We start from the raw sequence: 20,584 nt of genomic DNA, 5'->3' as shown, positions 1-20,584 counted from the left end.
CACGCACGAACATCTGTACGAACGACACGCCCTCTCGTCGGCTCAGCGGCGGGCGGCCTGCTCGGCGGCGGCCCAGGCCCGCTGCGCCGCGGTCATGGCGGCCGCGGGCCGCTGCGGAGCACCGAGCGCGCCCGCCGGGCGCCACAGGTGGCAGATCGCGAGCGCGAGCGCGTCCGCCGCGTCGGCCGGCCGCGGCAGCTCGTCGAGCTGGAGCAGGCGCGCGACCATCGTCTGGACCTGGGCCTTGTCCGCGCGTCCGTTGCCGGTGACGGCCGCCTTGACCTCCGACGGCGTGTGCAGCGCCACCGGGATCCGACGACGAGCCGCGGCCACCATCGCGAGGCCGGCCACCTGGGCCGTGCCCATGACCGTGCGCACGTTGTGCTGCGCGAAGACCCGCTCGACCGCGACCGTGTCGGGCGCGTGCTCCTCGAGCCACTCCTCGAGGCGACGCTCGATGAGCAGGAGCCGCTGGTCGACGTCCAGGTCGGCCGACGACGTGGCGACGCCGACGTGCACGAGCCGGACGCGCCGCCCCGGCAGCCCGTCCACGACCCCGAGGCCGCACCGGGTCAGGCCGGGGTCCACGCCGAGAACTCGCACGCGGGCATCGTCGCACCCGTCCGCGCCGCCGCGGAGGGCGCAACGCCGGGTGCGGCGCTCCTCACAGCGGCGCGACCCGAGGGAGCGACCTGAGGGGAGCGACCCGAGGGACCGGACCGAGCGACCGGACGCGCGAGGGGCGCACCACCGGCAGTGGTGGTGCGCCCCTCGTCGCGACGTCGGTCGCAGGCCGGTCCGTCAGTCGTTCTCGAGCTCGGCCATGACCTCGTCGGACGCGTCGAAGTTCGCGTAGACGTTCTGCACGTCGTCGGAGTCCTCGAGCGCGTCGATCAGACGCAGGATCTTGCGCGCGCCCTCGGCGTCGACCTCGATCTGCGTCGACGGCCAGAACACCACGTCGGCGGAGTCGTACTCGATGCCCGCCTCCTGCAGCGCCGTGCGGACGGGCACCAGGTCGGTCGCCTCGCTCAGCACCTCGAACTGGTCGCCGAGGTCGGTGACCTCCTCGCCGCCCGCCTCGAGGACCGCCTCCATCACGGCCTCCTCGTCGGTGCCCTCCTTGGGGACGATCACGACGCCCTTGCGGCTGAACAGGTAGGAGACCGAACCCGGGTCGGCCATCTGGCCGCCGTTGCGCGTGAACGCCACGCGCACGTCGGAGGCCGCGCGGTTCCGGTTGTCGGTGAGGCACTCGACGAGCACCGCGATCCCGCCGGGGCCGTAGCCCTCGTACATGATCGTCTGGTAGTCGGCTCCCCCGGCCTCCTGCCCCGAGCCGCGCTTGAGCGCGCGGTCGATGTTGTCGTTGGGGACCGACGACTTCTTGGCCTTCTGGATCGCGTCGAAGAGCGTGGGGTTACCCGCAGGGTCACCGCCGCCCGTGCGGGCGGCCACCTCGATGTTCTTGACGAGCTTGGCGAAGAGCTTGCCTCGCTTCGCGTCGATCACGGCCTTCTTGTGCTTGGTGGTGGCCCACTTGGAGTGACCCGACATGCGCTCGTTACCCCTGGCTGTCGCGGACGATCTGGACGAAGAGACGGTGCACCCGGGTGTCACCCGTGACCTCCGGATGGAACGAGGTCACCAACAGCGGCCCCTGGCGGACCGCGACGATCCTACCGGCGGCCGGGCCACCTTCGACGCGCCCGACCACCGTCGCGGCCGGGCCGACCTCCTCGACCCACGGTGCGCGGATGAACACGGCGTGCAGCGGGCCGTCGTCGATGCCGTCGATCGACAGGTCGGTCTCGAACGAGTCGACCTGGCGCCCGAACGCATTCCGGCGCACCGTGATGTCGATGCCGCCGAGGGTCTGCTGACCCTCGATGCCGCCCAGGACGCGGTCGGCGAGCAGGATCATGCCCGCGCACGAGCCGTACGCCGGCATGCCGGCGCGCAGCCGGTCCCGGACGGGCTCGTACAGGTCGAACGCGCGCAGGAGCTTGTCGATGGTGGTCGACTCGCCCCCGGGGATGACGAGCGCGTCCACCGCGTCCAGCTCGGACACGCGGCGCACCGGCACGGCGCGTGCTCCCTCGGTCTCGAGGGCACGCGCGTGCTCGCGCACGTCCCCCTGCAGGGCCAGGACACCGACGGTCGCAGTCACCCAGCGATCCTAGGTCGACTCGGCTGGTGCTCCGCGCGTCCGCCCGTGCTCACCACGTGCGCATCGCCCGCCCGTCCCCTGCTCAGCGGGCGGCAGCGGCGCGGCCGCCGCTCCCCGCGACCGAGCGCACCTCGTCGGCCAGCCGGGACAGCCCGTCGAGCAGCACGGGCCGGGCCGCCGCGAGGCTGACGCGCACCATGCGGTCCGCGCCGCCACCGAACGTCGAGCCCGGGGCGACCGCGACGTGCCGACGCTCGAGCAGCCGCCGCGCGAAGCCCTCGGTGTCCGCCGTGCCGACGTCGACCATGAGGTAGAAGGCACCCTCGGGCTCGGAGAACCGCAGACCACGCGAGCTCAGGAGCTCGATCGCCGCGTCGCGACGGTCCCAGTAGGACTCGACGGCCTCGTGCACCCACTCCTGCGACCCGGTGAGCGCGGCGAGCGCTGCGTGCTGCCCGACCGTCGACGGGCACGAGACGGTCGCCTCCGCGATCTGGCCGACGAGCTCGACGAGCTCCGGGTGCGGCAGCACGGTCAGGCCCACGCGCCACCCGGTCATGGCGTACGTCTTGGACATCGAGTGGAAGACGAGCACGCGCCCGTCGGTGTCGTACGCAGCGGGGCTCACGTGCGGCGCCCCGAACGTGATCGCCTCATAGCACTCGTCGGACAGCAGCCACAGGTCGTGGCGCCGCGCGAGCTCGACGAGCGCCTCGACCGTCGCCGCGGGGTAGACGGCGCCGGTCGGGTTGTTGGGCGAGCACACGACGATCGCGCGCGTGCGCGGCGTGATGGCGGCCTCGACGTCCTCGACGAGCGGCACGAAGCCGTTCGCCGCGCGGGCCAGGTAGGTCGTCGGGACCGCGCCGCACGCGTGCGCGGCCATCGCCCAGTTCGGGAACGTCGGGTCCGGCAGCAGGATCTCGTCGCCGGGACCGAGCAGGCCGGACATCGCCATCGCCAGCCCGCTCATGGCCCCGTGCGTCACCGCGACCGCGCCTGGATCGACGTGGACCCCCGAGCGCTTCGCGACGCGCGCCGCGCCCGCCTCCCGGAGCTCGGCGAGGCCGAGGCTCGACGAGTAGCCCGTCGCGCCACGGGCGGCGGCCCGGGCGACCGCGTCGACGACGTGCTCCGGCAGCACGGCATCGGGCTCGCCGATCTCGAGGTGCAGGGCGCCGGGGTCCTCGAGAGCGAGCTCCATGAGCGTGCGGATGCCGCTGCGCGGGATGGCGCGCGCGGGCGAGGCGTGGGATGCGATCGGCATCCCTCGACCGTAGCCGCCGCAGGTCACAGGCAGGTTACTGACCAGTACGCCCGTCCCGGGCAGCGCGCACCGGCGTGCGTCCGCGCGTCCCTCCGACGCGCCGCACCGAGATCCCGGGGCTAGTCTCCGAGACGAACCGCCCGCAGCCGGCGGGCACCTCGAGAGGCCCGACGATGAGCGACATCGACGAGATCCTGACCCAGATCCCCCTGCCCTCGCTGGCGGCCCGGCTCGGTGTCGACGAGGCCACCGCCGAGGCCGCGGTACGCAGCGCGCTGCCCGCGCTCGTCGGCGGGCTGCAGTCGAACGCCGCGAGCCCCGACGGTGCAGCCTCGCTGGCGGGCGCCCTCGAGCAGCACCCGCCGTCCCTGCTCGACGGCGGCGTCGACCTGGGCGGCCTGGACCTCGACGACGGCGCCAAGATCCTCGGCCACATCTTCGGCGGCGGGACCGACCAGGTGGCCGAGCGGGTCGACTCCGACCTCGGCGCCCGACTCGGCGGGACGTCCGCCGCGTCGCTCGGCAGCTCGGGCGGCGGGCTCGTCGGACGCCTGCTGCCGATGCTCGCGCCGATCGTCATGGCCTACCTGGCCAAGAAGATGCAGGGCGGCGGCACGGGGACGGCGACGTCCGCGCCCACGTCGGGGGGCGGGCTGCAGGACATCCTGGGCTCGATCCTCGGCGGGTTCGGCCGCCGCTGAGGTCGGCACGTCACCCACGGTCCTCCGGCAGCGCCGCGCCGGTCCCGCACCCCTGGTCACACGACCGGGGACCCGCGCCTCACTCGCGGGCGAGACCCAGGTGCCTCGTCGTGCCGTCCCACTGCGGGAGCAGGCTGCCGACGAGTGTCGCCAGGCCCTCCGGGAAGACCTCGATGTCGACGGCCGCAAGGTCGTCGAGCGTCCACCACCGCAGCTCGTCGATGACGTCCTGCTCGAGCGCCGTCCAGCCGGAACGGTCCTCGCCGACGAACGACGACGACGGCACGCGTGCGAGGAAGATCTCCTCGTCCTGGCGGCAGTGCTCGAAGAAGAAGTCGAAGATCGCCGACCGCGTGAAGACGGGGCCGTGGACCTCGTGCGCGGCCAGGTCGATGCCCGACTCCTCGCGTACCTCGCGCCGGGCGGCGTCGAGCGGCGTCTCCCCCGCGTCGATGCCGCCGCCGATCGTGAACCACCACGACCGCTCGGGCTGGTCCGCGTCGTGCCCCCGGATGAGGAGCACGCGATCGGCCTCGTCGAGCAGGATCACGCGCGCCGCGCGTCGGAAGAGCAGCCCGTCGGCCCCGCGCGTCCACTCCGGTCCCAGCGGGTGCACGGGGCCCCCGTGCTCGGGGTCCGGCAGCCCGGGCTCCGGGTGCTCGGAGGCCGGCTGCCCGGGGTCCGGGTGCGCGGGATCCGGGTGCTCGGGGTGCGGGTGCTCGCGGACCGGACGCACGGCGGGCACGACGAAGGCCGCGGGCTCGTCGTCGCCCGCGGCCTTCGTCGACTGCTCTGCGGTCACCAGCCCCGCTCGGCCAGGCGGTGCGGGACCGGCACGTCGTCGACGTTGATGCCGACCATGGCCTCGCCCAGCCCGCGCGAGACCTTCGCGATGACGTCCGGGTCGTCGTAGAACGTCGTCGCCTTGACGATCGCCGCGGCGCGCTCGGCCGGGTTGCCGGACTTGAAGATGCCCGAGCCGACGAACACGCCCTCGGCGCCGAGCTGCATCATCATCGCCGCGTCGGCGGGCGTCGCGATGCCTCCTGCGGTGAAGAGCACGACCGGGAGCTTGCCGGCGGTGGCGACCTCCTTGACGAGCTCGTACGGCGCCTGCAGCTCCTTGGCCGCGAGGAACAGCTCGTCCTCGGGCAGCGACGTGAGGCGGCGGATCTCGTCGCGCAGCGTGCGCATGTGCGTGGTCGCGTTCGAGACGTCGCCCGTGCCGGCCTCGCCCTTCGAACGGATCATCGCGGCGCCCTCGGTGATGCGGCGCAGCGCCTCGCCCAGGTTGGTCGCACCGCAGACGAAGGGAACCGTGAAGGCCCACTTGTCGATGTGGTGCGCGTAGTCGGCCGGCGTGAGGACCTCGGACTCGTCGACGTAGTCGACGCCCAGGCTCTGCAGCACCTGCGCCTCGACGAAGTGGCCGATGCGTGCCTTGGCCATGACCGGGATCGAGACGGCGTCGATGATGCCGTCGATCAGGTCCGGGTCGCTCATGCGCGCGACGCCGCCCTGCGCGCGGATGTCCGCGGGGACGCGCTCGAGCGCCATCACCGCGACCGCCCCGGCGTCCTCGGCGATCTTCGCCTGCTCGGCGGTGACGACGTCCATGATGACGCCGCCCTTGAGCATCTCCGCCATGCCGCGCTTCACGCGCGCCGTGCCGATGACGCCGGCTGCGTCGCTCGTCGGGGTGGGCTGGCTGTTGTCGCTGGTCACGTCATGCCTCGCAGGAGAAGGTGCGGTCACTGGTGGTGTGCGGTCCGGGGCCTTCGCGACTCCTCCGGACGGCGGACCGCCGGGCGAGCCGACACGGCTCCACGGCGGGCCGAACCCGGCCATCGTAGTGCGTGCGCGGGGTCGAACCGTGCGAACGTCTCATGCCGCGGCACCCCTCGCCGCCGCGCCTGCGCGCGGCGCGTCGGGTCCGGCGCGCCGCGACGCCGCGCGCCGGGGGGCCGCCTGCGTTCGTCGGTCAGCCGACCCCGGGGCGGGGCAGCGCGGCGGGCCACGCGTCATCGAGCTCGAGCGTGCGGGGCTCCGGTGCGTGCCCGGCGAGCCGCAGCAGCCGCACGAACCGGCCGCGGCGGACCCGCTGGGTCTGCAGGACGGCCTCGTTGTGGAAGCGGCGCGCGATCTCGGCGCGGTACCAGGCCGAGCTCAGCGCGTCGAGCAGCTCGGCGCCGCCCGGCTCGGCGCGCACGGTCGCGACCTCGTCCGGCTCGCCGAGCACCTCGCGCAGCGTCGAGCTCAGCTCGCTCTCGACCTGGCCTCGCTCCTCCTCGTCACCCGTGGGTGCAGGCGCGGACAGCGCACGGTCCCCGCTGCCGCGCGGGTCGGACAGCAGCAGCGCGAGCAGCTCGGGCGGGCCGTCCGAGCGCCCCGTGGTGCCCTCCGCACCGAGCGCCGCCCAGGCGGCCTCGCCCACGAGCACCGACGACACGGGGTCGAGCAGCCCCGAGGTCGCGAGCGCCGCCGCCGCGGTCGCGCGCCGCACGAGCTGCGCCTCGACGACGCTGCGGGACGCGCCGACCTTCCGGTGCAGCCGGTCGAGCCGCGATGCGGCGACCCACACGGACCACACGAGCAGCGCGAGCACCACGACCACGACGACCGCGATCTCGGACCACGTCATCGGTCACCTCGGCTCTCGCGGCCGCGCCGCAGCTCGAGGATCCGGGCGCCGCGCAGCGAGGACGGGTCCTCGCCCACGGGCGCGTCGCGACCCGCCACGGCCATCTCGTACACCGCGAGCACCTGGTCGGTGACCGCGGACCAGTCGTAGCGGCGCACGACCGCGGACGCGCGGGCCGCGACCTGCTCGCGCAGGTCGGCGTCGTCCAGCACACGCACCAGGGTGCGGGCCAGGTCGTCGGAGTCGCCCGTCCGGAACAGGACGCCCGCGGCGCCGTCGTCGAGCACGCGCGAGAATGCACCGAGGTCGCTCGCCACCACGGCCGCGCCCGCGCTCATCGCCTCGACGAGCACGATGCCGAAGCTCTCGCCGCCCGTCTGCGGTGCGACGTACACGTCGACCGACGCCAGCAGGCGCGCCTTGTCCTCGTCCGAGATGCCGCCCAGGAACTCGACCGCACCGGCCTGGTCCCCGAGGACCTCGCGCGCCTGCTCCTCACCCGTGTCCCCGCGCCCCGCGACCAGGAAGCGCGCACCCGGCCGGTGCGCGAGCACCTCGGCCACCGCCCGCAGCAGCACGCCGAGGCCCTTGCGCGGCTCGTCGAGCCGCCCGAGGAACGCGATCGTCGGCGCGTCCGGCGTCCCGGTCCAGCGCTCGTCGGCCTGCGCCCGCTCGAACGCGTCGACGTAGACACCGTTCGGGATCACCACGGCGTCCCCGCCGAGGTGGTCGACGAGCGTGCGGCGCGCGTCCTCGGACACGGCGATGCGCGCGGAGATCTTCTCGAGCGACTGGCGCACGAGCGGGAACGCGACCTGCAGCGACCGCGAGCGCACCGTCGACGTGTGGAACGTCGCGACGACGGGGCCGTCCGCGATCCACAGCGCGAGCATGGACAGGCTCGGGGTCACCGGCTCGTGCAGGTGCAGCACGTCGAACCGGCCCTGCTCGAGCCACTTGCGCGTGCGGGCCGCGGTCACGGGGCCGAACGTCAGGCGCGCGACCGAGCCGTTGTACCGGACCGGCACCGCGCGGCCCGCTGCCGTGAGGTAGTCGGGCACGGGCGTCTCGTCGTCGGCCGGCGCGAGCACCTCGACCTCGTGCCCGCGCGCGAGCAGGGCCTCGGCCAGGTCGCGCACGTGGAACTGGACGCCACCGGGTACGTCGAACGAGTACGGGCAGACGATCCCGACGCGCAGCGGGCGGTTCGCGGCCGCGGTCACGGTCGCACCGTCCCCGCCTCGTCGGCCGCGCTCTGCGCGTCCGTCTCGCCCGCACGGGCGCGCGTCGCGGCGTAGCGCACCGGGTCGAGGTCCTCGACGAAGACGCGCTGCAGCATGTGCCAGTCCTGCGGCGAGTCCGCGATCCCCGCCGCCAGCGCGTCGACCCAGGCCTGGGTCAGCACCCTGACGCGGTCGGCGCGCGGGACGTCGTCGCCCACCGGCGCGACGGGCACGAACGAGATGACGATCCCCCACGGCGAGCGCGCACGTCGACGCCGCTCGCCGTGCAGCCGCTCGTACGTGATGAGAGTCGTCAGGAGCGGCGCCCCGGTCGCGAGCGACAGCGCAGCGGGCCCCGCGGCGACGCGCGCACGGCGGCCGAACAGGTCGACCTCCACCCCGCTGTGGGTCAGGTCGCGGTCGGCGAGCAGCGGGAAGAGCCCCGCGCCGCCGGTGCGCACGCCGCGCACGAGCTGGCGGAACACGTCGCCGTCGCCGAGCGCGAGGATGCGCAGGCCGATGCTCTCGCGGAACCGCAGGAACTCGTCGAACACCTCGGGCGGCTCGAGTCGCTCCGCGACCGTCGTGACGGGCGCGACCGCGCGCGTGGCCCACGCGCCCGCCAGGTCCCAGTTGCCGAGGTGCCCGAGCGCGAGCACGACCGCGCGGCCCTCGCGCGTGTGCTCCACGACGCGGTCGAGCCCGACCGCGCGCACGCGGGCGTCGATCTGCTCCCGGCTCGCACCACTGAGCGCGAACGCCTCGCCGAAGTAGCGCAGGTACGACCGCATGCCGGCGCGCGACAGCCGCCGCACCTGCGCCCGGCTGAGGTCCGGCCGGACCCGCGCGAGGTTCGCCTCGAGCCGGCGTACGCCACCGCCTCGTCGCAGCCACGCGACGTCCGCGCCCAGGTTTGCGGCACCGCGCAGCACCGCTCCGGGCAGGCGCGGAGCCTGGCGCCACGCGAACGCGTAGAGCGCCCCGACGTCGATCCTCATGCGACCGTGCCCTCCGCGCCGCCGGGTCGGGCGTCCGGCGCGGCCGGACCCGTCGTCCCGTCAGCGGCCACGAGGGCTCGGGCCTGCCGGCGGACCATGGCCATGCGCTGCACGACCGTGATCGCGGATGCGAGCGCGAGCAGCGCCAGCACCACCGTCAGCACGACGACGGGCAGACCGAAACCGACGAACGCCGTCGCGGTCAGGACGAGCAGCAGGCGGTCGGCGCGCTCCGCGATGCCGCCCGACGCGGTCATGCCGAGACCTTCGGCACGCGCCCGCGCGTACGGGACGACCGAGCCCAGGATCAGGCACGCCAGCGCGAGCGTCGCGGTGAGTCGGTCGTCCCCATCACCGAAGAACCAGAGCACGAGACCGCCGAAGATCGCGGCGTCGCCGAACCGGTCGAGCGTCGAGTCCAGGAACGCGCCCCACGGCCCGGACCGGCCCGCGCGACGCGCCATGACGCCGTCGAGCGAGTCGGTCAGCACGAACACCGTGATGACGAGCGTCCCGGCGAGCAGGTGGCCTGTCGGGAAGGCCCACAGGGCGGCGACCACGACGACGACCGTCCCGGTGATCGTCACGGCGTCGGGCGAGACCCCGAGCCGCAGGAGCGCGTCGGCGACCGGCGTGAAGATGCGGGTCATCGCGCCACGAAGACGGTTCAGCACGGGTCGATCATCCCTCGGTGGGTCGGGGCCAGGCGGCCGCGAGCCGTGCGCGCGTGTCGGAGAGGAGCTCCGGCAGCGCGCGGCTGCGACCGATCACCGGCAGGAAGTTCGCGTCGCCGTCCCACCGCGGCACGACGTGCTGGTGCAGGTGCGCCGCGATCCCGGCGCCCGCGACGTCGCCCTGGTTCATGCCGAGGTTGAACCCGCTGGGGCTCATCACGTCGCGCGCCACGCGCATCGCGGTCTGTGTCAGCGCGGCCACCTCGACGACCTCGTCGTCGGTCAGGTCCGTGTAGTCCGCGACGTGCCGGTACGGGCACACCAGGAGGTGACCCGGGTTGTACGGGTAGAGGTTGAGCACGACGAACGCCAGCGAGCCGCGCGCAACGACGAGGCCCTCGTCGTCCGGCAGCGTCGGGATGCGGCAGAACGGGCAGCCCGGCCCCGCGGCGTCGTCGACGGGCTTGTTCTCCCCGCCGATGTAGGCCATGCGGTGCGGCGTCCACAGCCGCTGGAAGCCGTCGGGCTCACCGGCCAGCCCGGCGGCGTCCACAAGCTCGGGGCCGCTCACGCCGGTGTCCGGTCGCCGCGGTCCGCCACGGTCGGCAGCCACGGCTCAGACCTGGGCGTGGTCGCGGACGGCCGCGACGATCCGCTCGACCGCCTCGGCCACCGGGACACCGTTCTCCTGCCGTCCGTCGCGGTACCGGAACGACACCGCGCCCGCCTCGACGTCCTCACCACCGGCGATGAGCACGAACGGGATCTTCTGCGTGCTCGCGTTGCGGATCTTCTTGCCGAAGCGGTCGTCGGACCGGTCGACCTCGGCACGGATGCCGTGGCCGCGCAGCTGCCCGACGACGTCCTCGAGGTAGCCCTCGAACGGCTCGGCGACGGGCACCGCGAGCACCTGCACGGGCGCCAGCCACGCGGGGAACGCGCCGGCGTAGTGCTCGGTCAGCACCGCGAAGAACCGCTCGATCGACCCGAACAGCGCGCGGTGGATCATCACCGGGCGCTGGCGCGTGCCGTCGGGCGCGGTGTACTCGAGCTCGAACCGCTCGGGCAGGTTGAAGTCGAGCTGGATGGTCGACATCTGCCAGGTCCGGCCGATGGCGTCCTTGGCCTGCACCGAGATCTTCGGTCCGTAGAACGCGGCACCGCCCGGGTCCGGGACCAGGTCGAGGCCGGACGCCTCGGCGACCTCCCGCAAGGTCTCGGTGGCCTCCTCCCACACCTCGTCGGACCCGACCGACTTCTCGGGGTTGCGGGTCGACAGCTCGAGGTAGAAGTCGTCCAGCCCGTAGTCCTTGAGCAGGTCGAGCACGAACGTCAGCAGGCTGGTCAGCTCGTCGCGCATCTGCTCACGGGTGCAGTAGATGTGCGCGTCGTCCTGCGTGAAGCCGCGGGCCCGGGTCATGCCGTGCACGACGCCGGACTTCTCGTACCGGTAGACGGTCCCGAACTCGAACAGGCGCAGCGGGAGCTCGCGGTACGAGCGGCCGCGCGCGGCGAAGATGAGGTTGTGCATCGGGCAGTTCATGGGCTTGAGGTAGTAGTTCTGCCCCTGCCGCTTGACGTTGCCCGCGGCGTCGCGCTCCTCGTCGAGCTGCATGGGCGGGTACATGCCGTCGGCGTACCAGTCCAGGTGCCCGGAGATCTGGAAGAGCTGCTCCTTGGTGATGTGCGGAGAGTTCACGAAGGAGTACCCGGCCTGCACGTGCCGGCGGCGCGAGTACTCCTCCATCTCCATGCGGATGATCCCGCCCTTGGGGTGGAACACCGCCAGGCCCGAGCCGATCTCCTCGGGGAACGAGAACAGGTCGAGCTCGTTGCCGAGCTTGCGGTGGTCGCGCCGCTCGGCCTCGGCGATCCGCTCGAGGTACGCCTTGAGCTCGTCCTTGCTGGGCCACGCGGTGCCGTACACGCGCTGCAGCTGAGGGTTCTTCTCGCTGCCGCGCCAGTACGCAGCGGCCGACCGGGTCAGCTGGAACCCGTTGCCGATGAGCCTGGTGGACGGCAGGTGCGGGCCGCGGCACAGGTCCTGCCAGACGACGGTCTCGCTCTCGCGGCCGGCGCCACGCACGTTCTGGTAGATCGACAGCCCGCCGAGGCCGACCTCGACGTCCGCGCCGTCGGCCGCGCCCGGCTCGCCCTTGAGGCCGATGAGCTCGAGCTTGTACGGCTCGGCCGCGAGCACCTCGCGCGCCTGCTCCTCGGTCACGTCCCAGCGCCGGAAGGTCTGCCCCTCCTTGACGATGCGCGACATGACCTTCTCGAGCTGGCGCAGGTCCTCGGGCGTGAACGGGGTCGCGACGTCGAAGTCGTAGTAGAAGCCGTCGGTGATCGGCGGGCCGATGCCGAGCTTCGCGGTCGGGTTGACCTCCTGCACCGCCTGCGCGAGCACGTGCGCCGCGCTGTGCCGCAGCACCGCGAGCCCGTCCGGCTCGTGCACGCTGACCGGCTCGACGACCTTCGCGTCGTCGGGCAGCGGCAGGGCCAGGTCACGCAGCTCTCCGTCGACACGGACGACGACGACGTCCTTGCGGTCGCCGAACAGGTCGGTGCCCGTCGTGCCGGCCTGCACCGTGGTCGCGGTTCCGTCGACGGTGAGGGCGATCAGCTCAGGCACGGGGCGGGGGCCTTCCTCGGGTGCTCGCGCGGATCACCCGCGCGACGTGGTGTCCGGCCGGGTGGCGGGACCCGTCGATGCTACCCGCGCAGGTCGCCCCGCTCGTGCGGATAACCGGCGCGCCGGGGCCGGGCTCGCACCTCTCCCGGCCTGCCGGGTCGCGCCGCGGACGCGGACCGCACGCACCCGGGACGCGCCCGGGACGCGCCCGCGACCTGCCCCGAGACGACGAGGACCGCCCCGGAGACGACGAAGGCCGCCTCGAGGGGCGGCCTTCGTCGGTGGAGCTGGTGGGCGATACTGGGTTCGAACCAGTGACCTCCTCGGTGTGAACGAGGCGCTCTACCACTGAGCCAATCGCCCGAGACCTGGTCCGCGGAAGCTCCGCGTGCACGTCCGGCACGTCACCCGTGGGCGACGCTGACGAGGATGCTACCCGCCCCGACGTCAGATTCCGAAACCGGGACGCGGGACGCCTTCGTCGGGCATGATCTGCGCTGTACGTCACGCCCGATCGCTCGAGATCCGCGGCCGCGAGGACTCAAGTCGCTGCCGCGAGCGACCGATTGACCGGGTATGTGTCACTCGCGAGTGAACGTCTGCTCAGGGTCGACGCGCGGACAGGTGCATGCACCCACGATGGGCGCGCTCACAAGGCGTCCCACCGGGTGAACCTGGGTGCACTCAGGTCCAATCGGGCATTCACGCTGCCATGATTGGGACCAACAGCCCATGTAGACGAGGAGGGGACCCGATGACGCACTCGTCGTACGACGTCGTCGAGGTCGTCGCCATGCAGCTGATCGGGAGCGACGCGAGCGTCATCCCGGTCAGCGCAGAACTCTCTTTCCGGACCTCGGACCCGTACACGGTGCGCGCAGTCTTCACCGGCCCGCACACCATGTCGACCTGGCTCATCGGCCGCGAGCTGCTCTCCATGGGTATGCACGCCACTGCTGACGCGCCTGCCGGAAGTGGCGACGTCCAGGTATGGCGGGACGAGGATCCCGACTACGCGCTCGTGTCGCTGAGCGGGGTCGAGGGCAGCGCGCTCCTCGCCGCACCCAGCGAACCGATCGTCCGCTTCCTCGCCGGCACGGAGGCGCTCGTGCCGCTCGGCGCGGAGAGCGACCGCATGGAGTCGGAGATCTCGGCGTTCATCGCCGCGCTGCTGACTGCCTGACTCCCGATCATCCGACCGGTCCCGCCAACGACGACGGGGCCGGTCGCTCCATGTCCGGGCATGTTCGTCCGGACGTCCCTCATGGCGGCCCCGCCCCGGCGCCCGTCAGCCCGGCGGCTCTGGCACCGCCGCGTCCGTCACGGGTCGAGGTCGTCGAGCGCCCGCGCCTGGAACAGCTCCGCGGCGGCGCGGCAGAGCGCACCGGCCTGCACGTCCCGACCGTCGAGCGAGAGCACCGGCGAGACGTTGCGGATCGAGCCGGTGAGCGCGAGGTGCGCGGACCCGGCCAGCACCTCGTCCAGGACCTCGTAGGGCAGCTCTCCCTCCCGCGACTCGCGGACCGGGATCCCGGCCGCGGGCGCCCACTCGAGCAGGAGCTCGCGGGTGATGCCCGCGAGGCAGCCGCTCGACAGCGCCGGGGTCACGAGCTCTCCCCCGCGTTCGACGACGACGTTCGAGCCCGTGCCCTCGCACAGCTCGCCCACCGTGTTCGCGAGCACCGCCTCGTCGGCGCCCTGCCGGTACGCGTGCGCCAGCGCGACGACGTTCTCGGCGTACGACGTGGTCTTGAGCCCGGCCACCGCGGAGCGCTCGTTGCGCACCCACGGGACGCGTACGACCCGGCTCGAGGGCGCGCGCGTCGCGGGACCCGCCAGGACGACGAGGGACGGCCGCTGGGCGTCCGGCGCGTCGCGGTGCGAGCCCAGCGGTCCCGGACCGCCGGTGTACGTGATCCGTAGTCGGCCGACGTCGCCCGCTGCGCCGAGCACCGCCGCCACCGCGTCGCGGACCTGGCCGTCGTCCGGTGCGGGCAGCCCGAGGCCCTCGGCCGAGCGGGCGAGGCGCCGCAGGTGCCGGGTGAGGGCGAACGCGCGGCCCGCGTACACCGCGCACGTCTCGAACACGCCGTCCCCCACGGTCACCCCGTGGTCGACGCCCGTCAGGATGCGGTCCGTCGGCGCGTGCAGCCGCCCGTCTGCCCAGATCACGACGCTCATGGGCGTCAGTCTCGCACCCGCGGTGCCGTCCCGGGACGCGACGTCGACGCGAGGCCGACGAGGCGCGCCGCCTTGAGCTCGGTCTCGTCCCACTCGGCCTGCGGGTCGCTCCCCCACGTGATCCCGGCGCCCGTGCCGAACCTCAGCCGGCCCGCGCCCTCGTCGTCCGCCTCCCACCAGAAGGTGCGGATCCCGACCGCGAGCTCGGCGCGCGTGCGGCCGTCGTCGGCGACGTGCAGCCATCCGACGAGGCCGCAGTACGGTCCGCGCGGCGTGGGTTCGAGCTCGTCGATCACCCGCAGCGCCGACGACTTGGGCGCGCCCGAGACCGAGCCCGGCGGGTAGGTCGCGGCGAGCACCTGCGCCCAGCGGTCGTCGGACCGCGCGACGTCGGGGTGCAGCACGCCCTGCACGGTCGAGACGAGGTGCACCAGCCCGGGGTGCTCCTCGACGCCGAGCAGCGTGGTGACCTCGACGGTGCCGGCGCGGCAGACGTGCTGCAGGTCGTTGCGCACGAGGTCGGTGATCATCACGTTCTCCGCGTCGTCCTTGGGCGTCAGGCCGTCACGGACCGCCGCGGTGCCCTTGATGGGCGACGACGTCAGCACGTCGTCCTCGAGCCGCAGGAACAGCTCGGGCGACGCGGTCACGACCCACACGGGCTCCACACCCACCTGGCCGTGCGCGACGTGCACGTGCCCCGCGAACGGCGCGGGGTTGCCCGCCGCGAGCACCGACGCGAGCGCGCGGGCGTCCGGCTCGGCGCCGGCGGCCCCCAGCGGCGCGCTCAGCACCCGGCAGAGGTTGGCCTGGTAGACGTCGCCCGCGCGGATGCGTTCGCGCACCGCCTGGACCGCGGCGACGTACTGCGCGCGCGTCATCGAGGTCGTCCAGTCCGCAGGGTCGGGGCCGTGCCACGCGCTCGTCGCTCGCGCGGGCTCGTCCGACGACGCGCGCGCGAACCGCCAGGCCCGCACGCGTCCCTCGAACTCGCCGACCAGCGCCCACCAGCCGGGCCTGGTCAGCCGCTCGGGCTCGGCCAGCACGTCGACGCACTCGACGACGTCGCGCAGGTGCACACCGGCGAACCGTGCGCTGGCGGGAGGGACGACCACCCGCACACCGTAACGGCGGACCGTGGCGCCGACGGCGCGCGATCACGACGTGGCGAGCTCGTCCGCGGCGCTCTCACCTGCACGTCGACGCCAGAACGCGACGACCCCGAGCCCCAGGACCAGCGGCCCGACGATCGTCACGACGCGCCACACGATCGTCGCCGCGACGATGTCCGCCTCCCACGCGACGCCCGCGATCGTGGTCCACGCGCCCACCAGGACGGCGTCCATGATCCCGAACCCGAACATCGGCATGAGCGTGATCGGGTAGGCGACGAGGAACGCCGCGAGGACGTCGACGGCCGTCAGCGCGCTCACCGGGACCCCGACCGCGCGCAGCGCGAGCAGGAGCATCGCGCCGTCGACGAGCACCATCGCGAACAGCGCGAGCAACGACGGCACCAGGCCCGTGCGCAGGCGGTCGGAGGTGCGCGCGCGCAGGTCCACGAGGTAGTCCGCCCACGCCTGCGGGTCGACGTCCGCGCGGAACCGGCCGACGAGCGCGCCTGCCCGCCGGCCCATCCAGGCCGCGAGCGTGGTGGAGCGCAGCAGCATCGCCAGCCCCGCGACGCACACCGCTGCGACGAGCGCGCTCGCGAGCGCGGTCGCCCACTGCCGGGCCTCCACACCCTCGCCGAGCAGCAGCAGCCCCAGGCCGACCACCGGCACGCCGAACCGCACCGCGTAGAACGTCGCGGTGTTGAGCCCGACACCCGCCAGGCCTGCGGCCGGGTCCACGCCCCACGCCCGGAACATCGAGACGCGCACGACCACGTCCGCCGGAGGTGGGGTGAAGCTCCCGACGAGGTAGGCCGCGAGGTCGTTCTGCAGCGACCGGAACAGGCTGAGGTGCGCGACGTACTGCTGCAGCGGCACGGCGTTGAGCACCTGCCGCACGACGAGCAGCGCGAGCAGCGGCAGGACGACCCAGCCGGGGACGTGCCCGAACGCCTCCGCGACGGCGCGCCAGTCGATCGCCCCGACGAGGCGCACGAGCGCGAACCACGCGAACACCGCCAGCGCGGCCCACAGCAGCAGCCGCAACGGCCGACGCCACCACGCGCGCGGGACCTCGTCGTCCACGACGACCTCCGGGTCGGTCATGGCACGCCCCACCGACCCCGGTCCGCGCGGTGAGTGAGGTCCGCGCCGGCGGTGACCGGCTGCCCGCGCGCCGACGTCCGCGTGGTGCACACCGCGTCCATCGGCAGCCTCCCGGACCTCCATGCCGCGCGGGGGTGACCCCTCGGCGACCACCGCTCCCGGCCGCAACCTATCGGGTCGTGGCCGGACGCGGGGTCGTCGAGCCGGCTGCCGCTGCACGGCACCTGGGCGTGAGCGCGCGATCCCGCGCGTCGCCTCGTCCGCGAGCGGGGTCCTCGGTGCGCGGTTAGCGTGCGAGGCATGTCCCGTTCCTCCGGTACGCCGATGCGGGCCGCCACGCGCTGGCGGGCTGCCCCCGTCGCCGCCACGACGCTCGCGCTCCTCGGCGCGTGCTCGGTGGCCGGTCCCGGGGCGGGCGAGGCCTCGCAGGCCGCGACGACGTTCGCCGCGAGCGTGGCGCACGACGACGGCGCCTCGGCGTGCGCGCTCCTCGCGCCGACCACGGTCGAGACGCTCGAGGAGGACAGCGGTTCGTCGTGCTCCACCGCCGTGGTCGAGCTCGACCTGCCCACCGCGACGCATGCGACGCAGGCGCGTGTGTTCGGCCGCCAGGCGCAGGTCCGCACCGACGACGACGTCCTGTTCCTCACCCGCTCGAGGGACGGATGGCTCGTGACCGCAGCGGGCTGCGAACCGCGCCCCGAGCGGCCGTACGACTGCACGCTGGAGGGCAGCTGACGTGCGCGCGCTGTTCACCTCGGTGCTCGTGCTCGAGGCCGCCTGCCTGGCGTGGTTCGTCGCCCTCGGGGTGCTGCAGCGATGAGCGCCGCCAGGAACGCCCTGCGAGGCAACGGCCTGACGCTGTTCTTCGCGGCGCTGTTCGTCGTGACGCTCGCCGGCCAGGCCCTGACGGGCGTCGCGCTGTTCAACGGTGAGCAGCGGGCCTCCGGGCTCGCCCCCGTCTCGCTCGTCTCGTACGTCGCGTCGTCGTCGTTCGCGGTCGACGTGGCGGAGAACTGGCAGTCGGAGTTCCTGCAGTTCCTGCTCTACATCGGCGCGACGGTCTGGTTCGTCCAGCACGGCTCCCCCGAGTCCAAGAAGCCGGGCGAGGAGGGACGCGAGTCCGACGAGCAGCAGAAGGTCGGGACGTACGCCGACGAGAGCTCCCCGGCCTGGGCACGACGCGGTGGGTGGCGGCTGTCGGTCTACTCGCACTCGCTGACGCTCGTCATGGGCGCGATCTTCCTCGCGTCGTGGTTCGCGCAGTCCGTCACCGGCCGCACGCAGCTCAACGAGGAGCACCTGCGGGACCTGCAGGACCCGGTCGGGTACGCGGAGTACCTCACCCTGCCCGACTTCTGGAACCGCACGCTTCAGAACTGGCAGTCGGAGTTCCTCGCCGTGGCCAGCATGGTGGTGCTGTCGATCTACCTGCGGGAACGCGGCTCGCCCGAGTCCAAACCTGTGGGCGCCGCGCACGACGCGACGGGAGTCGAAGGATGAGGGACGCAGACGTCGCGGGTGGGCTCGTGCTGGTGCGGCACGGCGAGAGCGTCGGCAACGTGGCCGCTACCGCGGCGGCGCGCGCCGGCGCGGACCGGCTCGACCTCGACACGCGCGACGCCGACACCCCGCTCAGCGCGCGCGGGATCGAGCAGGCGCGTGCCGTCGGCGCGTGGCTCGCCGACCTCCCCGCGCGTGAGCGGCCCGACGTCGTGTGGTGCTCGCCCTACCTGCGGGCCCGCCAGACCGCCGAGGCCGCCCTCGGTGCCGCGGGGTTCGACCTGCCGGTCCGGCTCGACGAGCGCCTGCGCGACCGCGAGCTCGGCATCACCGACCGGCTGACGACGGGCGGCATGGCGCGTCTCCTGCCCGACGAGACCGCCCGGCGGGCGCTGCTCGGCAAGTTCTACTACCGGCCCCCGGGCGGCGAGTCGTGGGCCGACGTCGCACTGCGCCTGCGGTCGGTACTGGCCGACATCGACCGGCGCGAGGCCGGGCGGCTCGTGCTCGTCGTCACCCATGACGCCGTGATCGCCCTGGTCCGCTACGTGCTCGAGGAGCTCACCGAGGACGAGCTGTTCGACCTCGTCGGCCACGGGGGCGTCCGCAACGCGTCCGTGAGCCGCCTCGAGCACGTCGAGGGCACCTGGCGCGCGACGTCCTTCGACGACGTCGCGCACCTGGCCGCGCTCGACGCCCCGGTCACCGAGCACGAAGGGACGGACGCCCGTGGCCGCTGACGACGCACGCGGTGCCGACGACGCACGCGGTACCGACGACGCACGCGGTACCGACGACGGACGAGGCGCCGTGTCGATCACGCCGGCGCTGCTGCGCACCTGGCCGCTCCCGGACCGGCACGGCTCCAAGGACGAGCGCGGAGCCGTGCTGGTGGTCGGCGGCGCACGCCGCACGCCCGGCGCCGCGATGCTCGCCGGGCTCGCCGCGCTGCGCATCGGGGCCGGGCGCCTCACCCTCGCGGTCGCGTCCTCGGCGGACGTCGGCGTCGCCGTCGCGGTCCCCGAGGCAGGCGTGGTCCCGCTCCCCGAGACCGCCACGGGCTCGGTGCGCGGCGCTCCCCCCGACGCGCTGGGTGACGAGCTCGAGCGGGCCGACGTCGTGCTCGTCGGACCAGGGCTCGACGACCCGGACGGGTCGCGCCAGGTCGTCGACGACATCTGCGCGGCGCTGCCCGCGACGACGCCCGTCGTGCTCGACGCGTATGCGCTGGGCGTTCTCCCGGACCTGGGCGACGCGCGTCGGACGCTCGCGGGCCGCCTGGTGCTGACCCCGAACACGAGCGAGGCTGCGCGGCTGCTCGGCGGTGACGAGCTCGACGCTCCGGACGCGGCGGCGGCGATCGCGGACCGGTACGGGGCCGTCGTCGCGCTCTCCGGGCACGTCGCGGCACCCGGTGGCGGAGCGTGGCAGTCCGCGAGCGGCCACTCCGGGCTGGGCACGTCCGGCAGCGGCGACGTGCTCGCGGGCGCTGTGGCCGGCCTGCTCGCGGGTGGCACGGACCTCGACCGGGCGACGTGCTGGGGCGTCGCGCTGCACACCGCGGCGGGCGACCGCCTGACCGCTCAGGTCGGACCGATCGGCTTCCTGGCACGCGAGCTCGTCGACGCACTCCCCCGCGTCCTGCTCGAGTACCAGTCGTCGTGACCCCGGCGTGCGACGTGCCGCGGCTGCGAACCAGCGACCGACGAGCGACGGACGAGCGACTGACGAGCCTGCACGCGATGAGGGCGGACAGACGAGCCCGGACAGACGAAGAGCCCGTCCCCTGGTCCCGGGACGGGCTCTTCGTGGTGATGCTGGTGGGCGATACTGGGATCGAACCAGTGACCTCTTCCGTGTCAGGGAAGCGCGCTACCGCTGCGCCAATCGCCCGGAGGTGGTGCTTGCGAGGTGGAGATGGGATTCGAACCCACGTATACGGCTTTGCAGGCCGCTGCCTCGCCTCTCGGCCACTCCACCCTGAGACCGCAGTCCTCAGCGGCCTGGGCCGAGAAGGATGTCTCCGAGCGGACGACGGGATTCGAACCCGCGACCCTCACCTTGGCAAGGTGATGCTCTACCACTGAGCCACGTCCGCGCTGTCACGTCCCCCGGTTCTCACCGGCGTTCCGTGTGCGTCCCAGACTTTAGCCGAGCGTTTGCTCCAGAGTCCAACTGGCTCGTCTCCCCGTCTGCAGATCCGCACGATCACGCGGATCTCACGGCGTGTCGCGGAGCCCGCGCTCGCCGTCGACGGCCGACGGGCCGGTCGCGTGGACCCCGAGACGCGGCGTCCGGAGCCCGCCGACGGTCCTTGCGCGACCGGTCCTCGCCCGCCGGGCCGCGACCCGGGCGCGCCGCAGGCGCCGCCGGCA

The 20,584-nt window shown here is 73.8% G+C and carries 21 protein-coding genes and 4 tRNA genes; 6 read left to right on the top strand and 19 right to left on the bottom strand.

Annotated elements, in window-relative coordinates; translation table 11 throughout:
* Positions 1–42: 42 nt before the first annotated feature.
* The 4 genes from ruvC to CPE01_RS02520 form a co-directional block, all read right to left on the bottom strand.
* Complete coding sequence (gene ruvC, locus CPE01_RS02535) at positions 43–603, bottom strand: crossover junction endodeoxyribonuclease RuvC (protein ID WP_146805073.1); 561 nt, start codon at positions 601–603, stop codon at positions 43–45.
* 198 nt (positions 604–801) lie between these two features.
* Positions 802–1,557, bottom strand: coding sequence for a YebC/PmpR family DNA-binding transcriptional regulator (locus tag CPE01_RS02530; RefSeq protein WP_146805072.1), 756 nt, complete (start codon positions 1,555–1,557; stop codon positions 802–804).
* Positions 1,558–1,564: 7 nt separating this feature from the next.
* A complete protein-coding gene (pdxT, locus tag CPE01_RS02525; RefSeq protein WP_146805071.1) occupies positions 1,565–2,170 on the bottom strand; it encodes a pyridoxal 5'-phosphate synthase glutaminase subunit PdxT in 606 nt (201 codons plus the stop codon).
* A gap of 82 nt (positions 2,171–2,252) precedes the next feature.
* On the bottom strand, positions 2,253–3,437 hold the full coding sequence (locus CPE01_RS02520) for a pyridoxal phosphate-dependent aminotransferase (protein ID WP_146805070.1): 1,185 nt from the start codon (positions 3,435–3,437) through the stop codon (positions 2,253–2,255).
* Positions 3,438–3,610: 173 nt separating this feature from the next.
* On the opposite strand from CPE01_RS02520, the gene CPE01_RS02515 reads away from it, so the two are divergent.
* Positions 3,611–4,138: a DUF937 domain-containing protein gene (locus tag CPE01_RS02515; RefSeq protein WP_146805069.1), complete on the top strand. Its 528-nt coding sequence runs from the start codon at positions 3,611–3,613 to the stop codon at positions 4,136–4,138.
* A gap of 79 nt (positions 4,139–4,217) precedes the next feature.
* On the opposite strand, the gene CPE01_RS02510 is transcribed toward CPE01_RS02515, so the two are convergent.
* From CPE01_RS02510 to CPE01_RS02470, 9 genes are all read right to left on the bottom strand, one after another.
* Positions 4,218–4,940 carry an NUDIX hydrolase gene (locus tag CPE01_RS02510; protein WP_307723667.1) on the bottom strand — a complete coding sequence of 241 codons (723 nt, stop codon included), beginning with the start codon at positions 4,938–4,940 and terminating at the stop codon, positions 4,218–4,220.
* Positions 4,937–5,863, bottom strand: a complete 927-nt coding sequence (pdxS, locus tag CPE01_RS02505; RefSeq protein WP_146805068.1) for a pyridoxal 5'-phosphate synthase lyase subunit PdxS — start codon at positions 5,861–5,863, stop codon at positions 4,937–4,939. Before pdxS ends, CPE01_RS02510 begins: the two co-directional genes overlap by 4 nt.
* Positions 5,864–6,119: 256 nt before the next feature.
* On the bottom strand, positions 6,120–6,779 hold the full coding sequence (locus CPE01_RS02500) for a hypothetical protein (protein ID WP_146805067.1): 660 nt from the start codon (positions 6,777–6,779) through the stop codon (positions 6,120–6,122).
* Entirely contained in the window at positions 6,776–7,978 is a 1,203-nt protein-coding gene (locus CPE01_RS02495; RefSeq protein WP_186811391.1) for a glycosyltransferase family 4 protein, read from the bottom strand. Before CPE01_RS02495 ends, CPE01_RS02500 begins: the two co-directional genes overlap by 4 nt.
* A 20-nt stretch (positions 7,979–7,998) precedes the next feature.
* Entirely contained in the window at positions 7,999–9,000 is a 1,002-nt protein-coding gene (locus tag CPE01_RS02490) for a phosphatidylinositol mannoside acyltransferase (protein WP_146805065.1), read from the bottom strand.
* Positions 8,997–9,674 carry a phosphatidylinositol phosphate synthase gene (pgsA, locus tag CPE01_RS02485; RefSeq protein WP_146805064.1) on the bottom strand — a complete coding sequence of 226 codons (678 nt, stop codon included), beginning with the start codon at positions 9,672–9,674 and terminating at the stop codon, positions 8,997–8,999. Before pgsA ends, CPE01_RS02490 begins: the two co-directional genes overlap by 4 nt.
* Positions 9,675–9,681: 7 nt before the next feature.
* On the bottom strand, positions 9,682–10,245 hold the full coding sequence (locus CPE01_RS02480) for an HIT family protein (protein WP_246783707.1): 564 nt from the start codon (positions 10,243–10,245) through the stop codon (positions 9,682–9,684).
* A gap of 45 nt (positions 10,246–10,290) precedes the next feature.
* A complete protein-coding gene (thrS, locus tag CPE01_RS02475; RefSeq protein WP_146805063.1) occupies positions 10,291–12,306 on the bottom strand; it encodes a threonine--tRNA ligase in 2,016 nt (671 codons plus the stop codon).
* Between the two features lie 288 nt (positions 12,307–12,594).
* Positions 12,595–12,669, bottom strand: a tRNA-Val gene (locus tag CPE01_RS02470).
* Between the two features lie 391 nt (positions 12,670–13,060).
* Between CPE01_RS02470 and CPE01_RS02465 the strand changes: the two genes are divergently transcribed.
* Positions 13,061–13,489, top strand: a complete 429-nt coding sequence (locus CPE01_RS02465) for an SsgA family sporulation/cell division regulator (protein WP_146805062.1) — start codon at positions 13,061–13,063, stop codon at positions 13,487–13,489.
* A 137-nt stretch (positions 13,490–13,626) separates the two neighbouring features.
* On the opposite strand, the gene CPE01_RS02460 is transcribed toward CPE01_RS02465, so the two are convergent.
* The 3 genes from CPE01_RS02460 to CPE01_RS16310 are packed head-to-tail and all read right to left on the bottom strand — an operon-like array spanning position 13,627 to position 16,706.
* Positions 13,627–14,487 carry an aminotransferase class IV gene (locus CPE01_RS02460; protein ID WP_146805061.1) on the bottom strand — a complete coding sequence of 287 codons (861 nt, stop codon included), beginning with the start codon at positions 14,485–14,487 and terminating at the stop codon, positions 13,627–13,629.
* A gap of 5 nt (positions 14,488–14,492) precedes the next feature.
* Complete coding sequence (locus CPE01_RS02455; RefSeq protein WP_186811377.1) at positions 14,493–15,602, bottom strand: chorismate-binding protein; 1,110 nt, start codon at positions 15,600–15,602, stop codon at positions 14,493–14,495.
* A gap of 42 nt (positions 15,603–15,644) precedes the next feature.
* On the bottom strand, positions 15,645–16,706 hold the full coding sequence (locus CPE01_RS16310) for a lysylphosphatidylglycerol synthase domain-containing protein (protein ID WP_186811376.1): 1,062 nt from the start codon (positions 16,704–16,706) through the stop codon (positions 15,645–15,647).
* A gap of 300 nt (positions 16,707–17,006) precedes the next feature.
* Between CPE01_RS16310 and CPE01_RS16305 the strand changes: the two genes are divergently transcribed.
* The 4 genes from CPE01_RS16305 to CPE01_RS02435 all read left to right on the top strand — a co-directional run bounded on the left by CPE01_RS16305 (position 17,007) and on the right by CPE01_RS02435 (position 19,874).
* Positions 17,007–17,444, top strand: coding sequence for a hypothetical protein (locus tag CPE01_RS16305; protein ID WP_186811375.1), 438 nt, complete (start codon positions 17,007–17,009; stop codon positions 17,442–17,444).
* Positions 17,445–17,525: 81 nt separating this feature from the next.
* The gene (locus CPE01_RS02445) at positions 17,526–18,209 is read left to right on the top strand and encodes a DUF6766 family protein (RefSeq protein ID WP_146805059.1); all 684 of its coding nucleotides are present in this window, start codon (positions 17,526–17,528) and stop codon (positions 18,207–18,209) included.
* Positions 18,206–18,949: a histidine phosphatase family protein gene (locus CPE01_RS02440; protein ID WP_146805058.1), complete on the top strand. Its 744-nt coding sequence runs from the start codon at positions 18,206–18,208 to the stop codon at positions 18,947–18,949. The genes CPE01_RS02445 and CPE01_RS02440 overlap by 4 nt, the downstream gene beginning before the upstream one ends.
* A gap of 70 nt (positions 18,950–19,019) precedes the next feature.
* Positions 19,020–19,874 (top strand): NAD(P)H-hydrate dehydratase, encoded by an 855-nt coding sequence (locus tag CPE01_RS02435; RefSeq protein WP_146805057.1) that lies wholly within the window; start codon positions 19,020–19,022, stop codon positions 19,872–19,874.
* A 153-nt stretch (positions 19,875–20,027) separates the two neighbouring features.
* Here CPE01_RS02435 and CPE01_RS02430 read toward each other — a convergent pair.
* The 3 genes from CPE01_RS02430 to CPE01_RS02420 all read right to left on the bottom strand — a co-directional run bounded on the left by CPE01_RS02430 (position 20,028) and on the right by CPE01_RS02420 (position 20,307).
* Positions 20,028–20,102 (bottom strand) — tRNA-Val (locus tag CPE01_RS02430).
* 16 nt (positions 20,103–20,118) lie between these two features.
* A tRNA-Cys gene (locus tag CPE01_RS02425) sits at positions 20,119–20,189 on the bottom strand.
* A gap of 46 nt (positions 20,190–20,235) precedes the next feature.
* Positions 20,236–20,307: transfer RNA gene (locus CPE01_RS02420), tRNA-Gly, on the bottom strand.
* Positions 20,308–20,584: the final 277 nt, after the last annotated feature.

Source organism: Cellulomonas persica, assembly GCF_007989825.1.
Taxonomy (GTDB): Bacteria; Actinomycetota; Actinomycetes; order Actinomycetales; family Cellulomonadaceae; genus Cellulomonas; species Cellulomonas persica.
This window is presented reverse-complemented; position numbering and strand designations above follow the sequence as displayed.